The 13,722-nt window shown below is 71.9% G+C and carries 15 protein-coding genes; 8 read left to right on the forward strand and 7 right to left on the reverse strand.

The window, feature by feature from the left end:
- Nucleotides 1–2 precede the first annotated feature (2 nt).
- The 3 genes from cydD to ACFUUZ_RS08115 all read left to right on the forward strand — a co-directional run bounded on the left by cydD (nucleotide 3) and on the right by ACFUUZ_RS08115 (nucleotide 4,393).
- Nucleotides 3–1,670, forward strand: coding sequence for a thiol reductant ABC exporter subunit CydD (cydD, locus tag ACFUUZ_RS08105; RefSeq protein WP_378693782.1), 1,668 nt, complete (start codon nucleotides 3–5; stop codon nucleotides 1,668–1,670).
- Nucleotides 1,667–3,556 carry a thiol reductant ABC exporter subunit CydC gene (gene cydC, locus ACFUUZ_RS08110; RefSeq protein WP_378693784.1) on the forward strand — a complete coding sequence of 630 codons (1,890 nt, stop codon included), beginning with the start codon at nucleotides 1,667–1,669 and terminating at the stop codon, nucleotides 3,554–3,556. The genes cydD and cydC overlap by 4 nt, the downstream gene beginning before the upstream one ends.
- A 252-nt stretch (nucleotides 3,557–3,808) precedes the next feature.
- Nucleotides 3,809–4,393, forward strand: a complete 585-nt coding sequence (locus tag ACFUUZ_RS08115; RefSeq protein ID WP_378693785.1) for a Uma2 family endonuclease — start codon at nucleotides 3,809–3,811, stop codon at nucleotides 4,391–4,393.
- A 1-nt stretch (nucleotide 4,394) separates the two neighbouring features.
- Here ACFUUZ_RS08115 and ACFUUZ_RS08120 read toward each other — a convergent pair whose 3' ends face one another.
- The 6 genes from ACFUUZ_RS08120 to ACFUUZ_RS08145 all read right to left on the reverse strand — a co-directional run bounded on the left by ACFUUZ_RS08120 (nucleotide 4,395) and on the right by ACFUUZ_RS08145 (nucleotide 8,540).
- A complete protein-coding gene (locus ACFUUZ_RS08120; RefSeq protein WP_378693787.1) occupies nucleotides 4,395–5,090 on the reverse strand; it encodes an FABP family protein in 696 nt (231 codons plus the stop codon).
- Nucleotides 5,091–5,282: 192 nt separating this feature from the next.
- Nucleotides 5,283–5,588 carry a DUF1416 domain-containing protein gene (locus ACFUUZ_RS08125; RefSeq protein ID WP_378693789.1) on the reverse strand — a complete coding sequence of 102 codons (306 nt, stop codon included), beginning with the start codon at nucleotides 5,586–5,588 and terminating at the stop codon, nucleotides 5,283–5,285.
- A gap of 5 nt (nucleotides 5,589–5,593) precedes the next feature.
- A complete protein-coding gene (locus ACFUUZ_RS08130; RefSeq protein ID WP_378693791.1) occupies nucleotides 5,594–6,427 on the reverse strand; it encodes a sulfurtransferase in 834 nt (277 codons plus the stop codon).
- A 32-nt stretch (nucleotides 6,428–6,459) separates the two neighbouring features.
- Complete coding sequence (locus ACFUUZ_RS08135; RefSeq protein WP_378693793.1) at nucleotides 6,460–6,936, reverse strand: DUF4395 domain-containing protein; 477 nt, start codon at nucleotides 6,934–6,936, stop codon at nucleotides 6,460–6,462.
- Nucleotides 6,937–7,226: 290 nt separating this feature from the next.
- On the reverse strand, nucleotides 7,227–7,679 hold the full coding sequence (locus ACFUUZ_RS08140) for a thioredoxin family protein (RefSeq protein ID WP_378693795.1): 453 nt from the start codon (nucleotides 7,677–7,679) through the stop codon (nucleotides 7,227–7,229).
- 39 nt (nucleotides 7,680–7,718) lie between these two features.
- Nucleotides 7,719–8,540, reverse strand: a complete 822-nt coding sequence (locus ACFUUZ_RS08145) for an LmeA family phospholipid-binding protein (RefSeq protein ID WP_378693797.1) — start codon at nucleotides 8,538–8,540, stop codon at nucleotides 7,719–7,721.
- Between the two features lie 188 nt (nucleotides 8,541–8,728).
- Here ACFUUZ_RS08145 and ACFUUZ_RS08150 point away from each other — a divergent pair, with 188 nt between their 5' ends.
- The 3 genes from ACFUUZ_RS08150 (at nucleotide 8,729) to pstS (ending at nucleotide 11,755) form a co-directional block, all read left to right on the forward strand.
- The gene (locus ACFUUZ_RS08150) at nucleotides 8,729–9,493 is read left to right on the forward strand and encodes a winged-helix domain-containing protein (RefSeq protein WP_378693799.1); all 765 of its coding nucleotides are present in this window, start codon (nucleotides 8,729–8,731) and stop codon (nucleotides 9,491–9,493) included.
- Complete coding sequence (gene mshD, locus ACFUUZ_RS08155) at nucleotides 9,490–10,398, forward strand: mycothiol synthase (RefSeq protein ID WP_378693800.1); 909 nt, start codon at nucleotides 9,490–9,492, stop codon at nucleotides 10,396–10,398. The genes ACFUUZ_RS08150 and mshD overlap by 4 nt, the downstream gene beginning before the upstream one ends.
- 244 nt (nucleotides 10,399–10,642) lie before the next feature.
- Entirely contained in the window at nucleotides 10,643–11,755 is a 1,113-nt protein-coding gene (gene pstS / locus ACFUUZ_RS08160) for a phosphate ABC transporter substrate-binding protein PstS (protein ID WP_378693802.1), read from the forward strand.
- On the opposite strand, the gene ACFUUZ_RS08165 is transcribed toward pstS, so the two are convergent.
- On the reverse strand, nucleotides 11,739–12,014 hold the full coding sequence (locus ACFUUZ_RS08165) for a hypothetical protein (protein ID WP_378693938.1): 276 nt from the start codon (nucleotides 12,012–12,014) through the stop codon (nucleotides 11,739–11,741). The genes pstS and ACFUUZ_RS08165 overlap by 17 nt on opposite strands.
- On the opposite strand from ACFUUZ_RS08165, the gene pstC reads away from it, so the two are divergent.
- Both pstC and pstA read left to right on the forward strand, forming a co-directional pair.
- On the forward strand, nucleotides 11,917–12,819 hold the full coding sequence (gene pstC / locus ACFUUZ_RS08170; RefSeq protein ID WP_378693928.1) for a phosphate ABC transporter permease subunit PstC: 903 nt from the start codon (nucleotides 11,917–11,919) through the stop codon (nucleotides 12,817–12,819). The genes ACFUUZ_RS08165 and pstC overlap by 98 nt on opposite strands.
- Nucleotides 12,819–13,718, forward strand: a complete 900-nt coding sequence (pstA, locus tag ACFUUZ_RS08175) for a phosphate ABC transporter permease PstA (protein ID WP_378693804.1) — start codon at nucleotides 12,819–12,821, stop codon at nucleotides 13,716–13,718. The genes pstC and pstA overlap by 1 nt, the downstream gene beginning before the upstream one ends.
- The last annotated feature ends 4 nt before the right edge of the window (nucleotides 13,719–13,722 follow it).

Genomic DNA, 13,722 nt, shown 5'->3' on the forward strand with positions numbered 1-13,722 from the left:
CGATGGCCCGTCGCGCGCCGATCGATCCCCGGCTGTGGCGGCACGCCCGCTCGGCGCGGCCGTACCTCGCGCTGACCGTGGTCTTCTCGGTGCTCACCACGGTCGCCATCGTGGTCACCGCGGTGGCGCTGGCCCGGGTGCTGGCCGGGGTCATCACCGACCCCGCGGCGCGCACCGTCGGGGCGTGGACGCCCGAGCTGCTCGCGTTGGTCGCCGCGCTCGCCGGGCGGGCCGTCGTCACCTGGTGGCAATCCAGGCTGGCGCACCGGGCCGGGGCGAGCGTCGTCGCCGAGCTGGAGCGGGGGGTGCTCGCCGCGGGCGCCGCGCTGCCGCCGCGCGAGCTGGAGCGGCGGCGCACCGAGATCGCGGTGGTAGTGGGGACCGGGCTCGCCGGGTTACGCGGGTACCTCACCGGGTACCTGCCCGCGCTGCTGCTCGCCGTGCTCGTCCCGCCGATCCTGCTGGCGGTGATCGCGCTGCACGACCCGGTCTCCGGGGCGATCGTGCTGGTCACGCTGCCGCTCATCCCGGTCTTCATGGTGCTCGTCGGGCTGCTCACCCAGGGCAGGGCGGCGGCAACGCTGGTGGCGACCACCCGCCTCTCCGACCAGGTGCTCGACCTGTTCGCCGGGATGCCGACGCTGCGCGCGCTGGGCCGGGAGGGCGGGGCGCGCAGCATGGCCGGGCAGGTGGCCGAGCTCGGCGAGGCGCTGCGGGTGCGGACCATGCGGACCCTGCGCATCGCCTTCCTCTCCTCGGCGGTGCTCGAGGTGCTGGCCACGCTCAGCGTCGCGCTGGTGGCGGTCTCCATCGGGTTGCGGCTGGTCTTCGGCGAGATGGGGCTGTACGCCGGGTTGGTGGCGCTGATCCTGGCGCCGGAGGTGTACCTGCCGCTGCGCACGGTGGGGGAGCGGTTCCACGCCGCGCAGGACGGGATGGCGGCGGCGGACCGGGCCTTCGCGGTGCTCGGACCCGGCGCCGGGACCGCCGGTGGTGCCGTCCGCGGGTCCGGGCCCGCGGTGCTCGAGCTCTCCGCGCTCACCGTCGAGGGGCGCTCCGGCGCGGCGCCGTTCGCGCTCTCGGCCGTCCTGCGGCCGGGGGTGGTGACGGTGCTGACCGGGCCGAACGGCTGCGGGAAGTCGACCGCGCTGCAGGCGATCCTCGGCCTCTGTGAGCCGGACTCCGGGCGGGTGACGGTGGACGGGGCCGATGTCTCCGCGCTCGACCCCGAGCGGTGGTGGGCCCGGGTGGCCTGGCTGCCGCAGCGGCCGGTGCTGGTGCCCGGCACCCTCCGGGAGAACCTGGAGCTGCTCGGGGCGCACCCCGTGGACCTCGAAGCTGCCTGTGCCGCAACCGGTTTCGACGCGGTGCTGGACGAGCTGCCGAACGGGTGGGACACCGTCGTCGGTACCGGCGGGGCCGGGCTCTCGCTCGGGCAGCGGCAGCGGCTCGCGCTGACCAGGGTGCTCTCCGCGGACCGGCCCGTGCTGCTGCTCGACGAGCCAACCGCGCACCTCGACGCCGAGAGCGAGGCCGCTGTGCTCGCCGCCCTTCGCGAGCGGGCCGCGGCGGGGGCGACCGTCGTGCTGGTCGGGCACCGGGAGTCGGTGCTCGCCGCGGGCGATGTCGTGGTGGAGGTCGCTGCGCGGGTCGAGGAGGTGGTCCGGTGATCGCCGGATCCGACGAGCGGGCGGGCGCCCTGCGGCGGCTCCGGACCGACCTGCGCGACCTGCGCGAACTCCTCGCCTGGAACCCGTGGCGGCTCGCTCTCGCCATCACCTGGGGCGTGCTCGCGCTCGGCAGCGGCCTCGCGCTCGCCGCGCTGGCGGCGTGGCTCATCGCCAGGGCCTGGCAGATGCCGCCGGTGCTCGACCTCACCGTCGCCGTGGTCGCGGTCCGCGCGCTCGGCATCTCCCGCGGCCTCTGCCGCTACCTTGAGCGGCTCGCCACGCACGATGTCGCGCTGCGGGCGCAGACCACCGCCCGCACCGCCACCTACCGCACCCTCGCGAGCTCCACCGCCTGGCTCCGCCGCCGCGACCGCGCCGACACCCCTGTGCCGCGCCGCGACGGCCGCGCCGACACCCCCGTGCTGCGCCGCGATGACCGTGCGGATTCCGCCGTGCTGTGCCGCGACGGCCGTGCGGATGCCACCGTGCTGCACCGCGACGACCGTGCCGACGCCACCGTGCTGCGCCGCGGCGACCTGCTGGTGCGGATCGGCGCCGATATCGACGACCTGGGCGCCGTCGTGGTCCGCGCCATCGTGCCGTGCGCGGTCGCGCTGGTGCTCTCGCTCGCCGCCGTGCTGCTGCTGGCCCTGCTCGCCCCGCCCGCCGCGCTGGTCCTGGCGGCGGCGCTGCTGGTCTCCGCGCTGTTCGCGCCCTGGCTCTCCGCGACCGCGGCCGCCGACGCCGAGCGGGCCGTGCGCGCCGACCGCGCCGAGTTCACCGCCCGCGCCGTCACTGTGCTCGACCACGCCGCCGAACTCCGGGTCGCGGGCAGGCTCGGCGAAGCCATGGCGGCGGCCGAAGCTGCGAGTACCCGTGCCGTCGCCGCCGAGGACCGCGCCGCCGCGCGCAGCGCGTGGGCCGCCGCCGCGCTGCCCGCGAGCATCGGCGTCAGCGTGCTCGGCGCCCTGCTCACCGGGCTGGCGATCTACGGCCCCACCGGCGGCACCACCGCCGGAATGAGCCCGATGGCGCTCGCCATGCTGGTCCTGATCCCGCTCTCCGCCTTCGAGGCGGTGGCCGCGCTCCCCGCCGCCGCGCAGGCGCTCACCACCGGCCGCGCCGCACTGCACCGCCTCCGCGCCCTCGACCCCGAGCGGCAGGGCAGCGCCGTGCCCACGACCGAACCCGCCCTCGCGCGGCAGACCGGCGCCGTTCCCGCCGCCGAAGCCGCCCCCGCGCGGCAGACCGGCGACCTGCCTGCGACCGAACTCGACTCAGCGCGTTCTGCCCCGGGCGCGGCGGTTGCCGCCCCTAACGCGCGCTTCCCCGAGCGCCCGAGGGGGGCGCGGCGAATCGCCGTCGTCGGCCCCAGCGGCGCGGGCAAGACCACCCTGCTCATGCACTGGGCAGGGCTCTTCGGCACCCCGGAACCGGGCACCACCTTCTTCGCCGAGGACGCCCACCTCTTCGGCACCTCGATCCTGGAGAACCTCCGCGTCGCCCGCGGCGACAGCACCGAGGAAGAAGCCACCGACGCACTGCGCGCCGTCGGCCTCGGCGACTGGCTCGACACCCTCCCCGACGGCCTGGACACCGTCCTCACCGCCGGCGCCGCAGCCGTCTCCGGCGGCCAACGCCGCCGCCTCCTGCTCGCCCGGGCCCTGCTCGCCCCCGCCGACGTCCTGCTCCTCGACGAACCCACCGAGCACCTGGAGGCCGAGGCGGGCGCCGCCCTCCTCCGCCGCCTGCTCGACCCGGACGACGGCCTGGTCGCCCCCGACCGCACCGTCGTCGTGGTAACCCACCAGTTGCCGGACACCCACCGAGCCGACCTCGTCCTGCACCTGTCCGCCCTCGGCGAAAATGCGTTGCCGGTTTCCTGAACCGCTACTAAATTCGTGAGTACACGAGAGAGGAGGTGGTTCCGAGAATGCATAGTTCCAGGACACGTGAGGTGGCTGTCAGCTAGCGCCACCGCTGCGGGAATTCCCGACCGCGTTGCGCGCGAGCGAATTCCAGGCAGTCACCCGGCCCCCGAGCCCCCGGCCAGTCCGTCCGGGAGCGGCACCGACCCAGTCGGCACCGCACAGCTCGGGGGTCGTCCCTTTTCCGGACCCCGCCGTTAAGCTTGTGCCATGACCGTCGACCCGCTGCCCGACTGGGTGATCCCGCCGCCCGGCGGATTCACCGTCGAGGATTTTGTGCGGCTCGACGGACTGCCACGGCACACCGAGCTGATCGACGGGAGCCTCATCTTCGTGAGCCCGCAGGAGAAGTGGCACAGCCGTGTCGTATCCCGATTCCTGCGGGAGCTGGACCGCCAAGCGCCGCCGGAGTGGCGCGCGGACCGCGAAATGACGGTGAAGCTCGGCACCAGACAGATGCCGGAGCCGGACGTGGTGGTCGTCACCGCCGACGCCTACGAGCGCGAGGCACCCTCCACCCATTACTTCGCGGCCGACGTCGTACTCGCCGTAGAAGCGGTCTCACCCGACTCGGAGGAGCGCGACCGCGACACCAAACCGGTCAAGTATGCCAGGGCAGGCATCCCGCACTACTGGCGGATCGAGCGCCGTGGCTCCGACGCCGTCGCCTACCTCTACGAGATCGACCCGGCGACCGACCGCTACAGCCCGGCCGGAATCTTCCACGACCGCCTGCGCACCTCCGCGCCGTTCCCGGTCGACATCGACCTGACCGACGTGGGCAGGCGGAGCTGAGTCAGCCGACGTAGCGCTGGAGCCGGGCGGAGAGCCGGGGCTGCAGTGGACCGTCGGCGACGACCCGCTCCTCGACGTAGGCCAGGTCCCCACCCTCGACGATGCCATAGAGCCGCTTGGCGCCGCCTACGACGATGCCGGACTGGCTGCGGATCACCACGTCGGTGGCGAGCTCCCAGGAGGACTGGGTGAGCGCGTGGCCGTAGAAGAGCTCGACGATGCCGTTGCTGTGCGTGAGCAGCAGCTCGATGACCTCGTCCTTGCCGTCCACCCCGACCCGCCAGAAGCCGGTCTCGCGCAGATCCGGGCCGCCGTAGCCGCCGTCCGCCTCGATGAACCAGGAGCGGGACTCCCAGGCCAGGTACTCGCCGCCGTCGTGCGAGACCACGATCTGCTGGCCGAACCGGTAGTCCCCGCGGTCCGGCTCGTTGCCCTCGCCCTCGCCGCGCCACACGCCGACCATCGGGAGCAGCGCCAGCATGGCCGGGTTGAGATCGGGGCCGAGGCGCAGGTTCGCGGTGTCGTCGGGCAAGGGGAGATCGGGCAGCGCCGGGATGTTCCGGCCGCTGGTCGACTTGGCGCGCTCGACCGCGCCTGCCACGGCCTCGTCGCCGCTGAGCCGGGCGGACGGGGCGCCGTTCTCCGTGTTACTCGCTCGCTCGGCCGGATCCGGACCCTCGCTCGCGAGTTCGCTCATGACTCGGTGAACAACCGGTAGAAGACGTACAGGCCGAACCATCCGATCAGGATGGACACGGCCACCAGCAGAAGCTCGAAGAAGAGGACCACGGACCGAGTCTATCGGCCCGGCCGCGAGCCCGCGCGGACGGCCCCTGACATGCGGACGGCCCCGCGGCTCCTGAGGAACCGCGGGGCCGTCCGGCACGCGTCACTTGGCGACGGTCACGTCCACGTTGTGGATCCCGGCGCCCTCCGGCGCGATCTCGGCCGAGCCATTGCCCGACGAGGAGAGCGCGCGCAGCGTCCAGCTGCCCGGCGCCGCGAAGAAGCGGAAGTCGCCGGTGCCGGAGGCTACGACCTCGGCGGTGAAGTCACCGTTGCCGTCGAGCAGCCGCACGAAGGCGCCGCCGACCGGCTGGCCGTCGGTGGCGAGCACGCGGCCGGTGATGACCGTCTCCTTCTCCACGTCGACGCCTGCGGGGATGTCCTGTCCCTGGGTGGGTGCTGAGCACATGGTCGTCACGCTCCCAGCTCGATGGGGGCACCGATGAGCGAGCCGTACTCGGTCCAGCTGCCGTCGTAGTTCTTGACGTTCTGGTGGCCGAGCAGCTCCTGCAGCACGAACCAGGTGTGCGAGGAGCGCTCACCGATCCGGCAGTAGGCGATGGTCTCCTTCTCGCCGTCCAGGCCCGCCTCCTTGTAGAGCTCGGCGAGCTCGGCGTCGGATTTGAAGGTGCCGTCCTCGTTGGCCGCCTTGCTCCACGGCACGTTGATGGCGCCGGGGATGTGGCCGGGGCGCTGGCTCTGCTCCTGCGGGAGGTGCGCGGGCGCCAGGATCTTGCCGGAGAACTCGTCGGGGGAGCGCACGTCGACCAGGTTCTTCGTGCCGATGGCGGCGATGACCTCGTCGCGGAAGGCGCGGATCGACAGGTCCGGCGCGGCGGCCTTGTACTGGGTGGCCGGGCGGCTCACCGCGGCGGTGGAGAGCGGACGGCCGTCCAGCTCCCACTTCTTGCGGCCGCCGTCGATCAGCTTGACGTTGTTGTGGCCGTACAGCTTGAAGTACCAGTAGGCGTAGGCCGCGAACCAGTTGTTGTTGCCGCCGTAGAGCACGACCTCGTCGTCGTTCGAGATGCCGCGCGCCGAGAGCAGATCGGAGAACTGCTCCTGGTTCACGAAGTCGCGCCGGACCGGATCTTGCAGATCCGTCTTCCAGTCCAGCCGGACAGCGCCCTCGATGTGGCCGCCGTCGTAGGCGGAGGTGTCCTCGTCGACCTCGACGAAGACGACGCCGGGGGCGTTGAGGTTCTCTTCGGCCCAGTCCACGGAGACCAGGACATCGGAGCGAGCCATGTGCACTTTCCTTTCAACGAGACGTGCAGGGGTCAGTTCGGTGCCGGGGACCGGCGGAACCGGGCCACCAGCGGGTAGATCCGGCAGCCGAGGCAGATCCCGAACGCGGCGTTCAGGAACGCGGCGAACAGGGCGAAGCCGGTGAAGATCACACCGACCGGGGGCGAGCCCGCGAGGAAGCCGAGCAGGCCGACGGCACTGAAGACCAGGCCGAGCAATTGGGCGAACCGCAGCGGCGCCGCCGGTTCGGTCTCGGTGGGCGGGCCGACCCGCGGCGCCACCGCGGCGCGGAAGACCCGGCCGTACGGGCTGTCCTTCGGGCCGACCGCGGCGCCCACCGCGAAGACGACGGCCTGCGCCGCGAGCAGCACCGCCGCCGCGAGCGGCGAGAAGGTCGCCAGCACGAGGACCAGCACCAGCACGGCGCTGGTGAGCCAGGCCGCGAAGCGGGGGCCGCGGACGTCGACGACCTCCGAGGACGTGCGGGTGGGAGTGGCTTCGGAAACCAAGGGAATCTCCTGCGCGTTGCTGTGGCGGATCGGGTTGGGATCGGGCCCGTTCACCGGGGGATCGAGTGATCTCTCGCGCGGTGAACGCAGGTCGGCGTCAAGAACTCTGAGGGAGCCGACCGCTCAGCGGCACAGGCAGCAACAACCCCCGAGCCGACACAGATCGACCGTGCGGCGTCGGGTGAGCATCAGCTCGTGGTCGGATTGCACGACGAACAGTTTACCCGCTGGGCGCGGGGATTCGTCGGGAGACCCTGGATATCGGGATCTTCTCCCAGGTCAGAGTTAGTTCATACGGTGAGCGGAACCAGGGCGGAGCGCAGCGCGTCGGCCTTGGGGACGCCGGAGATGCGGAACCGCTCCCTGCCCTCGGCGTCGAAGACGAAGGTGGTCGGCAGCGAGAGCACGTTCAGCTCGCGGGCCAGCGCGGGCTCGGCGTCGATGTCGACCTCGATGTCCTGCGGGGCCTGCGGCGTCGCGGCCAGGTCCTCGGTGACGCCCGCCACCACCCGGCGGACCGCCGCGCACGGCCCGCACCACTCGGCGGAGAAGTGCAGCACCGCGGGGCCCGCGCCGGTCACGCCGACCTCGGCGAGCAGTTCGGTGCGCTTGTCGGTCGCGGAGCCGGGGCCGGTCGCGGCCTTGGGGGCGGAGCCGCGCACCCTGCCCTCGCGGGCCCGCAGCACCAGCCCGACCGCGGCGGCGGCGAGCAGGACCACAACCAGGACGACGATCTCGATCATGACGGCTTTCTCCGGGGACGAACGGGTGGCGGGAGCCGGTCAGCGGCGCCCGATGCCGAGCCGATCCAGATCGATCGTCACGTTCTCGCCGCGGCCCTCCACCACGATCTGCCCGCCCAGCGCGAACACCTCGGTGGGCCGCACGCCGAAGGGCAGCTCCTTCGTGTCGATGGTACGGGTGAAGCGCTCGAGCACCGCCGGACGTTCCGCCTCGGGGACCACCGCGGTCGGGGTGGCGTCGGAGAGGGTGCCGCGGTACATGCCGGTCGCCACGATCCGCACCTGGTCGCCGTCGAGCAGCAGATCGGCCATGACGCTGACCTTCTCGGCGTCGCCGTCGCCGAACGCGGCGCCCGCCCCGCCCGGCTGCTCGGGCAGCGTCCCGGTGAGCACCAGCGCGCCCGCGGTAGTCATCCCGGAGCCCCCGGAGCCGCCGGAGCCGTCCGACTTGTCCGCGGGCCTGGAGTGCACCTGCAGGTCCGGTATGCCGAAGAGCCTGCCCAGCTCGGTGGGCTCGATCCGCATCCTGGTCGCCACCCGCTCGACCGGGATATTGCGCACCCGGCCGTCGCGCAGGTCGCCGATGGCCAGGTGCACGCCGGTCAGCGTGGCCTCCAGCGCGATCTCGCCGGGCAGGTCCGGCCGCTTGGCGCTGGCCCTGATGTCCACCGTCTCGAACCGCCCGCTCAGCGCTTGGGCGAAGAACGGGAAGCCGTGGATGGTGACCTCGGGGTCGGCGCTCAGGTCGGCGCCCTCGCGCAGGGTGCGCGACACCCGGTACTCGGTATAGGCGGCGACCCCGAAGTCGGTGATCACCACCAGGCCCGCGAGTACCAGCAGCCCGATGATCAGCTTGCGCATGGCTCGACCCTAGTCCCGGCAACCCGGCGGGCACCGCCGTGTGGGCCGGTCCTGGCCGCTCCGCACCCGGTGAACCCGGACTATCGGGACCGACGCGCTAATCTTTCTCCCGGAATCACCTGTGATGATGCGACGTGGGCCCGGCGAAGCGGCCGGTGCGCCCGCCGCCACGAGATGGAGGAGGGCTTGTGGAGCTGCTCCTGCTGACCTCCGACCCCAACCCCGAGTCGGTGCTGCCCTCGCTCGCGCTGCTGGCACACCACGTGCGCCCCGCACCGACCGAGGTCTCCTCGCTGCTCGAGGCCGGAACCGCGGACGTCGCGCTGGTGGACGCGCGCACCGACCTGGCCGCCGCGCGCGGGCTGTGCAGACTGCTCGGCAGCACCGGGTCGTCGGTGCCGGTCGTCGCCGTGCTCACCGAGGGCGGGCTGGTCGCGGTGAACGCCGACTGGGGCCTGGACGACATCCTGCTGCCCGGCACCGGCCCCGCCGAGCTGGACGCCAGACTCCGGCTGCTGGTCGGCCGCAACGGCGGCGCCGCGAGCCCGGAGAACACCGGCAAGATCACCCTCGGCGAGCTGGTGATCGACGAGGGCACCTACACCGCGCGGCTGCGCGGCCGCCCGCTCGACCTCACCTACAAGGAGTTCGAGCTGCTCAAGTACCTCGCCCAGCACGCGGGGCGGGTCTTCACCAGGGCGCAGCTGCTGCAGGAGGTCTGGGGGTACGACTTCTTCGGCGGCACCCGCACGGTCGACGTGCACGTCCGGCGGCTCCGCGCCAAGCTGGGCAGCGAGTACGAGTCGCTGATCGGCACGGTGCGCAATGTCGGGTACAAGGCGGTCCGCCCGGCCCGCACCACGGCCAAGGGCGAGCCCGCCTTCCCCGGTGAGGACGGCGAGCAGGCCGAGGACGGCTCGCTCGCCCCGGTCAACAACGGCACCCCGCAGTGACCGCCGCGAGCTGGACCGACCGGCTGGACGGCGGCACCGCCGCGGCCGTGCGCGCGCTGCTCGCCGCGGCAGGCGAGGCGGACGGCGTAGCGCCGGTCTCCGAGGCGGCCGTGCTCTCGCTCGCCGACTCCGACGCGGGCGCGCGGCACCTCGTCTCACGGCACGGCGACGAACCCGTCGGGTACGCGAATCTCGTTCCGGCACACGGCGATCACCCGGCCATGGCCGAGGTCGCGGTCGCGCCGTCCGCGCGCGGCCGCGGCATCGGCGCCGCCCTGGTCACGCAGGTGCTGGCCGAGGGCGGGCCGGGCGCGCGGGTCTGGGCGCACGGCGACCTGCCCGCCGCCAAGGCGGTGGCCGGGCGGCTCGGGCTGCGCACCGCGCGCGAACTGTGGCAGATGCGGCGTCCGCTGGCTACGCCGGAGCTACCGGAGCTGGCCGTCCCGGACGGTATCGTGCTGCGCACCTACCGCGGGCCGGACGACGACGCGGAGCTGCTCCGGGTGAACAACGCCGCGTTCGACTGGCATCCCGAGCAGGGCGGCTGGACCGAGCGCGATATCGCGACCAGGCGCGCGGCCGAGTGGTTCGACCCCGCCGGGCTCTTCGTCGCCACCGACGCCGCCGATCCGGAGCGGCTGCTCGGATTCCACTGGACCAAGGTGCACACCGACGAACAGCCGCCGGTCGGTGAGGTGTACGTGGTCGGCATCGACCCCGCCGCGCAGGGCAGGGGCCTTGGCAGGCTGCTCACCCTCGCCGGGCTGCACCACCTCCGCGCGCGCGGCCTCGGCGAGGTGCTGCTCTACACCGAGGCGGACAACACCGCCGCCGTGCGCACCTACACCCGGCTCGGCTTCGCGCCCGCGCACATCGACGTCGCGTACGCCGCCCCCGTCGCTTGACGGCCACCTCGGAGACGCCTCAGTAAACGGACGGCAAATCGTACGGGCACGCCCCGTCGGCGCGCCGTTGTGTTCACTTGCCGTTCACTCAGCCTGGTCCAACTGTCAACCGGGTGACCTTACGTTGTGTACGGGCCGCTCAGTGGCTGCCCTGGTGCGCAAGTTCCCCGCGAACGCCCCGCATCACAACACCCGCTCGGCCGGTGAGGGACCGGGCGTGTCGCACGCGATTTCCGGAGGAATTGTGAAGTTGAAGCGCAGCAGCGCCCTTGTCGGTGTGCTGGCCGCAGGTGCCATGGTCCTTTCCGCCTGTGGTAGCGATGAAAACACCACGTCCGAGAACACCGGCTCGACGGTCGACGTCGCCTGCGGTGGCAAGGAGGCCCTCAAGGCCAGCGGCTCCTCGGCGCAGAAGAACGCGATGGACCGCTTCGTCGCCGCCTACGAGGCCAACTGCGACGGCGCGACCCTGAACTACACCTCGAGCGGCTCCGGCGCGGGCGTGAACGAGTTCATCGGCGGCCAGACCGATTTCGGCGGCTCCGACTCCCCGCTGAGCGAGAGCAAGGGCGAGGTGGCCAAGGCCGCCGAGCGCTGCGGCGGTGCCCCGGCGTGGAACCTGCCCACCGTCTTCGGCCCGATCGCCGTGAGCTACAACATCGACGGCGTGACCGACCTCGCGCTGGACGGCGCCACCGCCGCCAAGATCTTCAACGGCACCATCAAGACCTGGGACGCCCCGGAGATCAAGGCGCTGAACCCGGGCGCCACGCTGCCCGCCGCTCCGATCGCGGTCATCTTCCGCTCGGACGAGTCCGGCACCACCGACAACTTCCAGCTCTACCTGGACGCCGCCGCGAACGGCGCGTGGGGCAAGGGCGCGGGCAAGGCCTTCAACGGCGGCGTCGGCGAGGGCGCCAAGGGCAACGAGGGCGTCACCGCCGCGGTGAAGAACACCAAGAACGCCATCACCTACAACGAGTGGTCCTTCGCCAAGGCGCAGAACCTCTCCATCGCGCAGATCGTCACCTCCGCCGGGCCGGAGCCGGTCGAGCTGACCAGCGAGTCCGCGGGCAAGGCGATCGACAGCGTGAAGATCAAGGGCCAGGGCAACGACCTGGTGCTCGACGTCTCCTCGTTCTACAAGCCGACCACGGCGGGCGCGTACCCGATCATCCTGCCCACCTACGAGATCGTCTGCTCGAAGTACACCGATGCCGACACCGCCACCGCGGTCAAGGCGTTCCTGACCTCGGCGATCAACAACGGGCAGAACGGACTGGACGAGAGCGGCTACGTGCCGATCCCCGAGCAGTTCAAGACCCGCCTGACCACCGCCATCAACGCGATTTCCTGATCGAGTAGGCCATGACCGTGCACCCTGAGGTGTCCGCCGAGGGCTCGTCGACCGCGACGAGCCCGACCGCGGGCGGAGAATCATCGTCCATGTCTAAGTCGCCGAGCAGCGAGCCCGGCTCGGGCCGGACGAAGAACGCGTCGAGCAGGCGGATCGAGGTCCTGTTCCGCTCGCTGGCGACGGCGGCCGGTGCGACCATCGTGGCCGCCATCGCGCTGATCGCGTTGTTCCTCCTGATCCGCGCGGTGCCATCGGTCATGGCCAACAACGTCAACTTCTTCACCAGCACCGAGTTCAACACCTCGAACGCCGACGACCTGCGCTTCGGCATTCGCGACCTGTTCATGGTCACCGTGCTGAGCTCGATCTTCGCGCTGGTGATCGCGGTGCCGATCGGTATCGGCATCGCGCTGTTCCTCACCCAGTACGCGCCGAAGCAGGTCGCCCGCCCGTTCGCGACGCTGGTCGACCTGCTCGCGGCGGTGCCGTCCATCGTCTTCGGCCTCTGGGGCTTCCTGGTGCTCGCCCCGCAGATCGAGCCGGTGCAGACCTTCCTGAACGAGAAGCTCGGGTGGTTCTTCCTCTTCTCGGACGGCAATGTCTCGCTGGCGGGCGGCGGCACCATCTTCACCGCGGGCGTCGTGCTCGCGGTGATGATCCTGCCGATCATCACCTCGGTCGCCCGCGAGGTCTTCAACCTCACCCCGCGGGCGCACATCGAGGCGGCCCAGGCGCTCGGCGCCACCAAGTGGGAGGTCGTCCGGATGACGGTGCTTCCCTACGGCCGCTCCGGTGTGATCGCGGGCTCCATGCTCGGCCTCGGCCGCGCGCTCGGTGAGACCATCGCGGTCCTCGTCGTGCTGCGCACCGCGTCGCAGGCGGGCAACTGGTCGCTCTTCGACGGCGGCTACACCTTCGCCTCCAAGATCGCCTCGGCGGCATCGGAGTTCAGCGCGCCGCTGCCGACCGGCGCCTACATCGCGGCCGGTTTCGTGCTGTTCGCGCTGACCTTCGTCGTCAACGCGCTGGCGCGGTTCGCGTCCGGCGGAAGGGTGAACGGCTGATGACCACCACGCTCGACAAGCCGATCAAGGCGCCAACCTTCCGGGCGATCAGCACCGGACGGCGGGTCAAGAACCACGTCGCCACCGGGGTCTTCGCGCTCTGCTTCGTCATCGCGCTCATCCCGCTGATCTGGGTGCTCGGCCTGGTCATCACCAGCGGCATCGAGGCGGTGCTCAGCTCCCAGTGGTGGCTGAACTCGCAGAAGGGCGTGCTCCCCGACCAGAGCCGCGGCGGCGTCTACCACGCCATCTACGGCACCATCGTGCAGACGCTGATGGCCGCGGTGATCGCGGTGCCGCTCGGCATCATGGCCGCGGTGTTCCTGGTCGAGTACGGCCGCGGCTGGCTCGCTCGGACCACCACCTTCATGGTCGACATCCTGGCCGGCGTGCCCTCGATCGTCGCCGCGCTCTTCATCTTCGCGCTGTGGATCGCCACCTTCGGCTTCCCGCAGAGCGCCTTCGCGGTCTCGCTCGCCCTGGTGCTGCTGATGCTGCCGGTGGTGGTGCGCAGCACCGAGGAGATGCTCAAGCTGGTCCCGGACGAGCTGCGCGAGGCCTCCTACGCGCTCGGCATCCCGAAGTGGAAGACGATCGTTCGGATCGTCATCCCCACCGCCCTGCCCGGCATGATCAGCGGCATGCTGCTGGCGCTCGCCCGCGTCATGGGTGAGACCGCGCCGGTGCTGGTGCTGGTCGGCTACAGCAAGTCGATCAACACCGACGTGTTCGACGGCAACATGGCCTCCCTCCCCCTGCTCATCTACCAGGAGCTGGCGAACCCCGAGCCCGCGGGCAGGCTCCGGGTGTGGGGCGCGGCCCTGACGCTGATCCTGCTGATCGCGCTGCTCTACGCGGCGGCGGCGGTCGTGAACAAGATGCTCACGCGGAACCGATAGAGGC

Origin of the sequence: Nocardia sp. NPDC057353, assembly GCF_042667085.1 — a bacterium.
Taxonomy (GTDB): Bacteria; Actinomycetota; Actinomycetes; order Mycobacteriales; family Mycobacteriaceae; genus Nocardia.

What these genes read in the sequence shown, in the direction of transcription:
- cydD (WP_378693782.1), top strand. Translation starts at nt 3, where the DNA reads ATGGCCCGTCGCGCGCCGATCGATCCCCGGCTGTGGCGGCACGCCCGC.
- ACFUUZ_RS08115 (WP_378693785.1), top strand. Translation starts at nt 3,809, where the DNA reads ATGACCGTCGACCCGCTGCCCGACTGGGTGATCCCGCCGCCCGGCGGA.
- ACFUUZ_RS08120 (WP_378693787.1), bottom strand. Translation starts at nt 5,090, where the DNA reads ATGAGCGAACTCGCGAGCGAGGGTCCGGATCCGGCCGAGCGAGCGAGT.
- ACFUUZ_RS08125 (WP_378693789.1), bottom strand. Translation starts at nt 5,588, where the DNA reads ATGTGCTCAGCACCCACCCAGGGACAGGACATCCCCGCAGGCGTCGAC.
- ACFUUZ_RS08130 (WP_378693791.1), bottom strand. Translation starts at nt 6,427, where the DNA reads ATGGCTCGCTCCGATGTCCTGGTCTCCGTGGACTGGGCCGAAGAGAAC.
- ACFUUZ_RS08140 (WP_378693795.1), bottom strand. Translation starts at nt 7,679, where the DNA reads ATGATCGAGATCGTCGTCCTGGTTGTGGTCCTGCTCGCCGCCGCCGCG.
- ACFUUZ_RS08145 (WP_378693797.1), bottom strand. Translation starts at nt 8,540, where the DNA reads ATGCGCAAGCTGATCATCGGGCTGCTGGTACTCGCGGGCCTGGTGGTG.
- ACFUUZ_RS08165 (WP_378693938.1), bottom strand. Translation starts at nt 12,014, where the DNA reads ATGACCGATGGCACCGCGCGGATCAGGAGGAACAACGCGATCAGCGCG.
- pstA (WP_378693804.1), top strand. Translation starts at nt 12,819, where the DNA reads ATGACCACCACGCTCGACAAGCCGATCAAGGCGCCAACCTTCCGGGCG.